Annotated in this window: 9 protein-coding genes; 6 read left to right on the top strand and 3 right to left on the bottom strand. The window is 40.5% G+C overall.

All coding sequences use genetic code 11. The features are described from left to right. Positions 1 to 353: 353 nt before the first annotated feature. Positions 354 to 614: a hypothetical protein gene (locus tag H0U71_07550; GenBank protein MBA2654900.1), complete on the top strand. Its 261-nt coding sequence runs from the start codon at positions 354 to 356 to the stop codon at positions 612 to 614. A gap of 94 nt (positions 615 to 708) precedes the next feature. Here H0U71_07550 and ddlA read toward each other — a convergent pair whose 3' ends face one another. Further along, positions 709 to 1,806, bottom strand: a complete 1,098-nt coding sequence (ddlA, locus tag H0U71_07545; GenBank protein ID MBA2654899.1) for a D-alanine--D-alanine ligase — start codon at positions 1,804 to 1,806, stop codon at positions 709 to 711. 265 nt (positions 1,807 to 2,071) lie between these two features. On the opposite strand from ddlA, the gene H0U71_07540 reads away from it, so the two are divergent. The 4 genes from H0U71_07540 to H0U71_07525 all read left to right on the top strand — a co-directional run bounded on the left by H0U71_07540 (position 2,072) and on the right by H0U71_07525 (position 6,853). After that, positions 2,072 to 2,845 carry a polysaccharide deacetylase family protein gene (locus H0U71_07540; GenBank protein MBA2654898.1) on the top strand — a complete coding sequence of 258 codons (774 nt, stop codon included), beginning with the start codon at positions 2,072 to 2,074 and terminating at the stop codon, positions 2,843 to 2,845. A gap of 113 nt (positions 2,846 to 2,958) precedes the next feature. Further along, positions 2,959 to 4,233 (top strand): GTP-binding protein, encoded by a 1,275-nt coding sequence (locus tag H0U71_07535; protein MBA2654897.1) that lies wholly within the window; start codon positions 2,959 to 2,961, stop codon positions 4,231 to 4,233. After that, the gene (locus H0U71_07530; protein MBA2654896.1) at positions 4,202 to 5,416 is read left to right on the top strand and encodes a DUF1343 domain-containing protein; all 1,215 of its coding nucleotides are present in this window, start codon (positions 4,202 to 4,204) and stop codon (positions 5,414 to 5,416) included. The genes H0U71_07535 and H0U71_07530 overlap by 32 nt, the downstream gene beginning before the upstream one ends. A 57-nt stretch (positions 5,417 to 5,473) precedes the next feature. Next, positions 5,474 to 6,853, top strand: a complete 1,380-nt coding sequence (locus H0U71_07525) for a beta-lactamase family protein (GenBank protein MBA2654895.1) — start codon at positions 5,474 to 5,476, stop codon at positions 6,851 to 6,853. 42 nt (positions 6,854 to 6,895) lie between these two features. Here H0U71_07525 and H0U71_07520 read toward each other — a convergent pair whose 3' ends face one another. Beyond that, positions 6,896 to 7,528 (bottom strand): HAD hydrolase-like protein, encoded by a 633-nt coding sequence (locus H0U71_07520; protein MBA2654894.1) that lies wholly within the window; start codon positions 7,526 to 7,528, stop codon positions 6,896 to 6,898. Between the two features lie 218 nt (positions 7,529 to 7,746). Here H0U71_07520 and H0U71_07515 point away from each other — a divergent pair, with 218 nt between their 5' ends. Further along, positions 7,747 to 9,087: a hypothetical protein gene (locus tag H0U71_07515; protein ID MBA2654893.1), complete on the top strand. Its 1,341-nt coding sequence runs from the start codon at positions 7,747 to 7,749 to the stop codon at positions 9,085 to 9,087. 72 nt (positions 9,088 to 9,159) lie between these two features. Here the strand turns inward: H0U71_07515 and idi are convergent, their stop codons facing one another. Continuing rightward, a complete protein-coding gene (gene idi / locus H0U71_07510; GenBank protein ID MBA2654892.1) occupies positions 9,160 to 9,732 on the bottom strand; it encodes an isopentenyl-diphosphate Delta-isomerase in 573 nt (190 codons plus the stop codon). Positions 9,733 to 9,880: the final 148 nt, after the last annotated feature.

Below are 9,880 nucleotides of genomic sequence, written 5' to 3'. Positions count from 1 at the left end.
GGATCCAGCATCGGATTTGGATCCCGCGAATAAATCGCGGGACGACGTGGAGGATAGGTCCAAGGACGCCGTGGAGGGATGGGTCGCGGGACGACGTGGAGGATAGGTCCAAGGACGCCGTGGAGGGATGGGTCGCGGGACGACGTAGAGAGTGGGTCGCGGGATGATGTGAAGGGGTCTGTTTACGGGACGACGTGAGAGGGATGGGTCCCGGGACGATGGTAAGTAGAACCAATTTTTTGTCCAGCACAAAGTGGTTACCCATATTTTTTGCTATATTTTAATATTTCCTTAACACCTATTGCCTATAATGGACATTACTAGGTTAAAATTTAAATTATAGGTAGGTGCGTATGTTTGCTAAATTTGTAAAAGGCGTAGGTGCTGTAGGCGTGAATGTAGCATTAGTGGGTGGCGGGCTCCGGCAAGAAAGAGAAAACCGTGCACTTTTTTTTAAGATGCCTGTAGAAGAACGAAAAAAACTGCATAATGCTTGCCCTTTGAATCATTTAAGTCATGATGGCAGCGCATGGTCAGTAGTTCGGGAAAGAATGGCGGATCCCGCAGCATACACAAAAGATCCTCTAAACACGCCATTCAAACCAGGCGGTTAAGCGTAGGGAGGAGCAACCTCCCTAAACTCTCCAATGTATAATGTGTAATGTAACTGTTCAGCCTCTCGATGCCAACGTCGTATTGGCTGAATAGTTACTTTGCAATCAAGAAGTGGGTGTTGAGCTGATTTTGTTCCCCGAAATGCTCCAATGCTAATTGTAATAGCCGATCAATCAGAGACGTGTAATCCAAACCAGAAGCTTCCCATAGCCTGGGATACATACTAATAGCAGTGAAACCAGGCAGAGTATTAATTTCATTTACAAAAATTTCTCCATCTTCCCTGAGAAAGAAATCCACCCTCGCCATCCCATGGCAACATAATGTACGAAAAACATTGATAGCCATTTCCTGAAACCGTGCACTGATTGCACCAGAGACATCGGCTGGAATTTTTAATGTGGCGCCATTATCATCTAAATATTTTGCCTCGTAAGAGTAAAATTCATGGTGCGGAATGATTTCACCCACTGTAGACGCAATAGGATCATGGTTACCCAGCACGGCGCATTCAATTTCTCTCCCCAAAATAAATTCTTCAATAAGTATTTTATGGTCATAGCGAAAGGCCTCTGCTATAGCAGCGGCGCACTCTGATTCACTTTTAACCTTGGTGATGCCCACAGAAGAGCCCGTGTTGGCGGGCTTAACAAAAAAAGGCAGCCCAACTTGTTCGACCAGGCGGTGATAATTAATTTTTTCTTGTTCATAGCGCTGGAATACTAAAAATTTTGAAATGGGAATATCAGCATCGCGTAATAATCTTTTCATGACGTCTTTATCCATACCAATGGCAGAATCAAGTACGCCTGCACCCACAAAGGGGATATTCACTAATTTAAGGAGGCCTTGTATTGAACCATCTTCGCCGTACATACCATGTAATACTGGAAAGATAACGTCGAGCTTGGTGGGCAGAGAAGGGCTGGTATGCGAAAGTTCTGCTATTTTAAACGATTCCGCCTCACGCCCTGGCAACAAGGCCAGAGAGTTGGCTTTATTAGACTGTATAGTGACACAGGCTTCATCCGAGCAGAAGTACCATTGGCCTAGCTTATCTATTCCAATAAGAGAAACATCATACTTAGACTTATCTATCGCCTTTACAATGCTTTGTGCCGAGAGTAAGGAAATTTCGTGTTCAGTAGATTTGCCCCCAAACAGAATTCCGACATGTAATTTCTTCGTCATAATTTCACCCTATTATCGTTGCGGCTAAATTAGCATTACAATTTATTGAAAACAATGGGCAGCGGAATTATATTGAGCTACTTTCCTCACCCCATCGTCCCAGAGTGCGGCTTAAAAGAAAAATCTCATAAGTTAGAGATAAATAATAAAATTTATCCTAGAATAAATGGATTGTCTTTCTAGACATTTTTGTGTGGCAGGTGAGCGATGAAAGGAAACATGGCTCTTTGTTCAAAACAAATCAAGGATGATAGGAATGTATTATATGGTTAGGTTGTTAACAAAAATTCTTTTGTTGGCTCTTTGTTTCTCAAGCATAGTACAAGCGGAGGAGCAAGTTAGAGTCCCGGTCTTGGTATATCACCGTTTTGGATCCACCGTAGCGGATGGTATGACAATTAAAACAGAGGAGTTCGCCGCTCAGCTAAAGTGGTTGAAAGATAATGGTTATACCGTGATTCCCCTGAAAACATTGGTAACTTATTTGAAAGGGGGCGCAGCACCTCCAGCCAAATCGGTTGTTATTACTGCCGATGATGGCCACAAATCGGTATTTTTGAACATGCAACCCTTAGTGCAAAAATATAAAATCCCCGTCACTCTTTTTATCTATCCCTCGGCCATCTCCAATGCTTCCTATGCAATGACTTGGAATGAATTGGAAAAACTTAAACAAACCGGTTTGTTTGATATACAATCGCACACTTACTGGCATCCTAATTTTAAAAAGGACAAGAAAAAACTGAGTGGTGAGGAATATCAAAAGTTGGTGGATACTCAGCTAAAGAAATCGAAGGATGTACTTGATAAAAAATTAAATATTCAAGTAGATGAATTGGCCTGGCCTTTCGGAATCTATGATGAAGATTTAGAAAATCAAGCGGAAAAAGCAGGTTATGTCATTGCCTTTAGTATCGACGCCAAGCCGGCGCAAAAATCGGAAAAAATGTTATCTCAACCCCGTTATATGATTGTCAATGGACCAGGTATGAAAGGTTTTGAGTCTATTATGACCGGTGCCACTGGAAAGGCGCAATAATGCCTGATAAAGGAGATCTACTCATGAAAAAATATCGTTTACCGTTAATCATTGTAATTGCTGTCTTAGTTTTGGGCGGCAGTCTGTTTCTTACTAAGATCTACAGCAAGAACATGCCCCATAATCCACAACAAGCTAACGCTAACAACCCAGAGGCAACCAAGGAAGCATCGTCAAAGGAGACGTCTCCAAAAGAGTCCTCTCAACAGGGCTATAGCGGCCGCGTCATTGATGCCCAAACAAAAAAGCCGATTGAACAGGCTTTAGTCACAATAGGTGATGAAGTTGTGACCACGCCAGCGGATGGAACGTTTGAAATTAAAGGCACAAGCGACGTAATAAAGCTTCGTGCAGCGGGATATAAACGCTTGGATTTTGAAACGTCAAAATTAAAAGATACCAAGGGAGATATTGCACTCACGCCTTTCAAGGTGAAAGCGCTCTATCTCACGGTGTATGGCACTGCAAGTGATAAAATCCGGAATGCAGCCATCCAAACGATTAAACGCAATAACATGAATGCTCTTGTGATCGACGTAAAAGGAGATAGAGGTTATATCCCCTTTAAAGTCGATCTTCCCATGGCCGATAAAGTCGGTGCTCAAAATACCATCCTTATTAAGGATATGCCTGCATTAATGGCCGATCTAAAAGGACAAGGTTTATACCTGATAGCGCGAGTAGTGGTATTTAAAGATGACATGCTTGCGGCTGCTCATCCTGAATGGGCCGTGAAAAAAAATGGCAGTGTGTTTCGTGATAGAGAAAAATTACGCTGGGTAGATCCTTTTAGAAAAGAAGTGTGGAACTACAACATTGAAATTGCGAAGGCAGCAGCAAAGTTAGGTTTCGATGAGGTTCAATTCGATTATGTCCGTTATCCTGATACCAAGGGAATTATGTTCTCTGAACCTTCGAATGTTGACTCTCGTACCCGAACCATTACCGGCTTTTTAGAAGCTGCGCATAAAGCACTTACTCCTTATAACGTTATGGTGGCCGCAGATATTTTTGGATATGTAATATGGAATACAGATGATACGGGGATTGGTCAACAGATCGACAGAGCTGTGCACGCAGTAGACGTCGTTTCACCCATGCTCTACCCTTCCGGTTTCCATCTCGGTATTCCAAACTACCGTAATCCTGTGCAACATTCTTATGAAATAATTAATTTAACACTCAAACGTGGGATAGAGCGCGTCAAAGTGTCACCCCTACGCTTCCGTCCCTGGTTACAAGCTTTTCGTGATTATGCCTTTCATGGTGGCGACTTTGGGGAAGCTAGAATGCGCTTGCAAATCAAAGCAACCAATGATGTAGGTGCGAGTGGTTATATGTTTTGGAATCCTCGCAATGTGTATCCTACTGGAAAATTTGATAATTAATAGGGAGCGCACACTGAGAAAGTATTTATTGGTTTTTTGGCTCTTGTTTTTACCCTGGGAGATATGGGCAGCACTGCCCATTCAACCTGGGGCTGAAAATATTCATCAGTATTTACCCTTACTTGAAGGCAAGACGGTGGGTGTTTTTGCCAATCATACCTCTGTGGTTAATGGTCAACACTTAGTAGACGTGCTACTGAAACACCATGTTCAGGTGGTTAAAATTTTTGCGCCTGAACATGGTTTTCGTGGGGATGAAGATAATAAAGTCAGTAACTGTGTTGATCTTAAAACAGGGCTGCCCATTATTTCTCTCTATGGTAAAAAACTAAAGCCTTCTGCTGAAGATCTTGAAGATGTAGATATTTTATTATTCGACATCCAAGATGTAGGCGTGCGGTTTTACACCTATATTTCTTCGCTGCAAAAATTTATGGAAGCCGCTGCGAAAAATAATAAAAAACTGATTGTTCTTGATAGGCCTAACCCTAATGGATTTTATGTGGATGGCCCTGTGCTCGAGCTTAAGCATAAGTCCTTTACTGGCATGCAGCCCATCCCGATTGTTTATGGGATGACGATGGGCGAATATGCAAAAATGCTAGCAGGAGAACAATGGCTCTCGCTAAGCCCTGAATCTAAGCCGTTAAATTTGCTGGTCATTCCCTGTCGAAACTATACGCATAAGTCTTTGTATGTCCCTCCTGTTAAACCTTCTCCTAACTTAGCAACTATCCAGGCTATTTATTGGTATCCCTCCATCGGTTTGATGGAGGCTACCGCCATGAGTGTTGGACGAGGAACTGATATCCCTTTTCAAGTATTCGGCCACCCTTGGCTGCCCACCCATTTCACCTTTATTCCGGCGACCACCGTATGTGGTACCAGCCCTCGCTATAAAAATAAACTTTGTCATGGATTTGACTTGAGAGCCGATGCAAGAACGACGCTGAAAAAAATTGATAACAAACTTCAAATAAAATACTTGATCGAAGCCTATCGTCTCTATCCCGATCATGCACATTTTTTTCAAGGATTTTGCTGCTCCGCAGGAACAGATATACTGGAGAAGCAAATTAAAGCGGGCCTCAGCGAAGCAACCATTAGAAAAAGCTGGGCAGCTCCTTTAAAGTCATTTAAAAAAATACGCAAAAAATATTTATTGTATCCTGACTTTGAATAGCTACTTTATTCGTAACTACTTGCCCCTAGAAGCGGACGGTTAATTATAGGTATCTTCATGAAATTATTTTGTGCTCTAAACAAAAGCTCGTTAGAAGGATCTTGCGCACAAGTCGCGTCACACAGGCCATCAAAAAAATTACGTTATGTCATTCTAGGTTTATTTCTATCAATGAGTTGGCAGGCGATAGCAGATAATGCGCCACGTCATTTTCCACCCGGCACGCATAAAATTTTTATCTCAGATATTTCAGGAGTGCGTAGCAAGTTATTAGAAAAAATTGCACCCATTGTGGAAAAATCCATTGATCAAGGCCTTTATCCCGGCGCTGTAATTTTAGCATCCCACCGCGGCCATATTATTTATCGAGGGGTATTTGGCAACCGTAGTATTATTCCGACAGTAGAACCAATGACGTTTAGAACCATTTTTGATGTAGCATCGTTGACCAAACCTGTCGTCACAACAACTGCAATAATGCAACTGGTTGAACAGGGTAAGCTAGATATTGACCTACCCGTTGGATGTTACTGGCCTGCATTTTCTCATAATGGCAAACAAGGCATAACAACACGAGAGTTACTAACGCATACCTCTGGCTTGGCCCCTGATCTCACTTTTACCGAAAATATCCAAGGCAAAATTTCCGAATTCGGTGAAAATGATGTGTATTCAAGGGTAGAACAACAACATCTAACGCATCCTCCCGGCACTGTATTTATCTATAGTGATATAAATTTTATTGCGCTAGGTCACTTGGTAGAAATAATTAGTCACGAACCTCTAAATGATTACGCAACTAAACATATTTTCCAACCTCTCGATATGGACCGCAGCTTTTATCGGCCTCCCGCTCAATATAAAAATGAAATTGCACCTACCCAAATGATTAGTGGCAAGCTGCGCTGGGGACAAGTGCATGATGACACGGTGTACTTCATGGGAGGTGTATCTGGCATGGCAGGCTTATTTTCGGATGCGGCAGATTTAGGAAGATTTGCACAGTGTCTAGTTAATGGTGGCCGACTCAGTAGCGGCGATAAATCAAACTCAAAATATTTATTAGGCCCCCTCACCATATTGAAAATGATTACCCCTCAAACGCCAGCAAATATGGCCGACATTCATGGCTTAGGTTGGGATATTGACACGCGTTACTCTAATCGTGGCATACTTTTTCCTATTAATTCATACGGCCATACAGGGTGGACAGGAACTTCATTGTGGATCGATCCTAATACAGAAACATGGTTAGTGATTCTTACCAGTCGTACGCATCCTTCTCCTGCACCTGTTAATCCCTTAATACATGATCGTAAAGCAATCGCTAATATTATTGCAGGAAGTATTGTCGATATTTCAATCAAGAATAATTTAAAGAAAATGACGAATACAGGGAAGGGAGAATTAACCCGGGCTTATAGCCCGAGAAATTAGCAATTGGTTTGCCACGTTCAATAGTGCTAAATAATTACGAAATTAGTTCTTCAGGGCTGATGCGAGTGTCAATAAATCTTCGGGCTTATGCACCATGTAATCTGGCTCATATTGAGCAAGAATTTTTTCCGAGTTAAAACCCCAGGTAACTGCAATTGAAGCAATCCCGGTTTTTTTTGCAGCTTCAATATCCCGAGTTTCATCGCCCACATAAAATAGTTGCTGTTTTTCAATCTGGTAACGTTTAAGAAAATTATTAATAGAATATTTTTTCCCAAAGAAGCCTGATTGACTATGAATAACCCCAAAAAGATGCGCCATATTATTATATTCAAGCCACTGAGAAACATTTTGTTTAGAATTAGACGTTAAGATATTTAAAAAGATCTGACGCTCCTTGAGCTGTATGAGCACCTCCCGCAGATTGTCAAAGGGCAGCAAGTTGGGCATATCATCATGCAATAGTTCTCGCGCCTTAAAGATTATGCTGGGAATCTTGAACAGGGGAATTTGAAGATGACTAATTAGCTGTCTTGAACTCATATCTCTAAGCGTAGATAACTCCTCATCGCTGACCGTCTTAAAGCTGAATTCTTTGGCCAATAAATTGAATTTACCAATGACACAATCAAAACTATCAACCAGGGTTCCATCAAAATCAAAGAGAAAATACATTGCGCCTCACAATAATAAATTTTTAGACAGGGACAGCTCACATCTTCGTGGTTATTAAGAGTTTAGCGCAAATATTTGTCCTACGGTATCCTCGAGTATACCACTCCATAAACTAGCTATAAATTGTTGCCTCCAATAGCAGTTCGTTGAGTCGGTCCGTCACAAGCTAGGTAATGTTCTATAATTTATGAGTATTAACGCATGGGCAAATTAGATAAATGACGATCAAACCCGCTTATTACAACCTATTAACACAGCTTATGGTTGAACACTTGAACGGAGTGATTGAGGTCAATTTAACAAGCACCCCTACCAAGCATTTTATGTTATGGACATTAAATAATAACACACACCAAGAAAACTATTTACGAATATTGGGGGTAACAAGATCTATAGAGTGGGAATTGAAATTATTTAAGGACGTTATCGGAGAAGAAAATCTCGCTAACATTACGCACCATATCTGCTTATTGAATGCTTATTTAGGTTATCAAACTTTAGCTGACAATTTAGCTGTTGGATTGGGGCCCAGTAAAAAAAATGACGCCCAAAATTATCTTGATCAAAAAAGAGTTCTCATCGAATTCAATAATGTCATGATAAAAAAAATTCAAGGCTCTACGGAAGATATCAGCAATCTATTTGGTCCATTTCTGTCACTTATAAGACAAATTTCTGTAAGCCACAACACATTAGCGCCTCAACAAGTAGAAGTATTTACACGTGATTACCTGAGACAACATCCTCGCATTCTCCACGCAGAGTTGGATCATTATTTCTTTGAGATTTTTATTTTAACTGTCACCACTTGTTTAGCGCTTATTGATTCTCTAAAAGATAACCCCATGCATGAGATACTTAAAAAAAGTTTTCTCGACAAATATGCGTCATCAAATAACATAGTCGTAAGATCAAAAAATGCGAGCCATATTAAATTATGCGAATGGGGATTAAATTCAATAGGAACCATTCCTACTCTTGCTTACTGTATTGGTGCATTGGAAGAAATTTTTCCCCATAAAAACTTCTGTTACGTGATCGAAAACAATCTATTACTTCGCTCGTTAGGTGATGCCGCACTCCTAACCCGACTTTTGCATGATGTTGGTATCCAGCTTTTAACGATGAAAATAGCGCGAAGAGAGCTATTCAAAATGAAACTCTATGACTTCGCTAAAAATCAATCGAGCCAATCAATTTTTGAATTTTTAGAAGCGACATCAACTCATCCAAAATTATCAAGTATGATGACAAATATCCGAGACGCTCTCAAATTGGGCGAATATAATATTTGTCTTGATAGGTTAAGCAATAGAAAACCGCTGATCGATTCTATTACCCAATGTTGTAATGCCATCGAATATTATGCGATGTTGTACCAAAATCATCGCAAGCGACTATTGATGAACTTAAAATTGCTAAGTGAAACCTTGGGTGATGATCAATTCAGCAAAATTATTATTAACTTTGTTTCTCTGCACAAAAAAAAATATCGAATGGAATCTCAAACAAAGCAGGGATATGATATCCTGAAAAATGAATATAAAAGAGCATCTTAACTGTTCGGCTAGCTAAAACGTTTTCAGCCAGGTTCTAAATTAGCGCTGAATTTTTAGCTAAGCTTCATAGAATTAATTGCAAGAATCTCGAAAATAGTCATCTAAAATGTTCTTCTCAACAATAATTTGTAGGGTTTCTTTCAGCCAGGGCGTGTATTTGTTTAAATTTTCTTGTATATCATCTTCAAGTTTCGCCAATGAAATCCACTGGTAATCTTGCACCTCATCATGATTAAAATAAATCATATTATCTAGATATTTTCCAATAAAAATATGATCAATTTCATGTTCTATCAATCCATTGCCTACTTCTGCTCTATACGTAAGTACACCGACTTCGTGAAGGGGGCATTCCAACCCCATTTCAAATTTTAATCTGTTATACGCAGACTCCGTAATATCCTCTCCTGGCTGAGGATGACTACAGCAGGTATTAGTCCATAAACCAGCACAATGATATTTATTGTCAGAACGTTGCTGAAGCAAGAGTTCAAATTTATTATTGGTTTCGCGAAAAATAAATATTGAAAATGCACGGTGCAACAAGCCTTGTTGATGCGCCGTTAATTTATCGGCAATTCCAATTGGGCAGTCATTATTATCCACCAATATCACTTGTGATTGCTCAGCATCTGTTGATTTGATAATAACACCCTCGCCAAGAAAATTGTTTTGCACGCTTCTTGTAACACTCGCCAAGTGATGACGCCCTAACAAAATAGTATACTTGCAGTTAGTTACGGTGACTAGAAGACCGGTGTCCCCCCACCAGCATCAGTTGTGGCAATACCTG

This window comes from Gammaproteobacteria bacterium, assembly GCA_013697705.1.
GTDB lineage: Bacteria > Pseudomonadota > Gammaproteobacteria > UBA6002 > UBA6002 > UBA6002.
Note: the sequence above shows the minus strand (reverse complement) of the source record. Positions and strands in the feature narration are given on the sequence as shown.

What these genes read in the sequence shown, in the direction of transcription:
- H0U71_07535 (MBA2654897.1), top strand. Translation starts at nt 2,959, where the DNA reads ATGCCCCATAATCCACAACAAGCTAACGCTAACAACCCAGAGGCAACC.
- H0U71_07550 (MBA2654900.1), top strand. Translation starts at nt 354, where the DNA reads ATGTTTGCTAAATTTGTAAAAGGCGTAGGTGCTGTAGGCGTGAATGTA.
- H0U71_07515 (MBA2654893.1), top strand. Translation starts at nt 7,747, where the DNA reads ATGACGATCAAACCCGCTTATTACAACCTATTAACACAGCTTATGGTT.
- H0U71_07540 (MBA2654898.1), top strand. Translation starts at nt 2,072, where the DNA reads ATGGTTAGGTTGTTAACAAAAATTCTTTTGTTGGCTCTTTGTTTCTCA.
- H0U71_07520 (MBA2654894.1), bottom strand. Translation starts at nt 7,528, where the DNA reads ATGTATTTTCTCTTTGATTTTGATGGAACCCTGGTTGATAGTTTTGAT.
- H0U71_07530 (MBA2654896.1), top strand. Translation starts at nt 4,202, where the DNA reads ATGTGTATCCTACTGGAAAATTTGATAATTAATAGGGAGCGCACACTG.
- ddlA (MBA2654899.1), bottom strand. Translation starts at nt 1,806, where the DNA reads ATGACGAAGAAATTACATGTCGGAATTCTGTTTGGGGGCAAATCTACT.
- H0U71_07525 (MBA2654895.1), top strand. Translation starts at nt 5,474, where the DNA reads ATGAAATTATTTTGTGCTCTAAACAAAAGCTCGTTAGAAGGATCTTGC.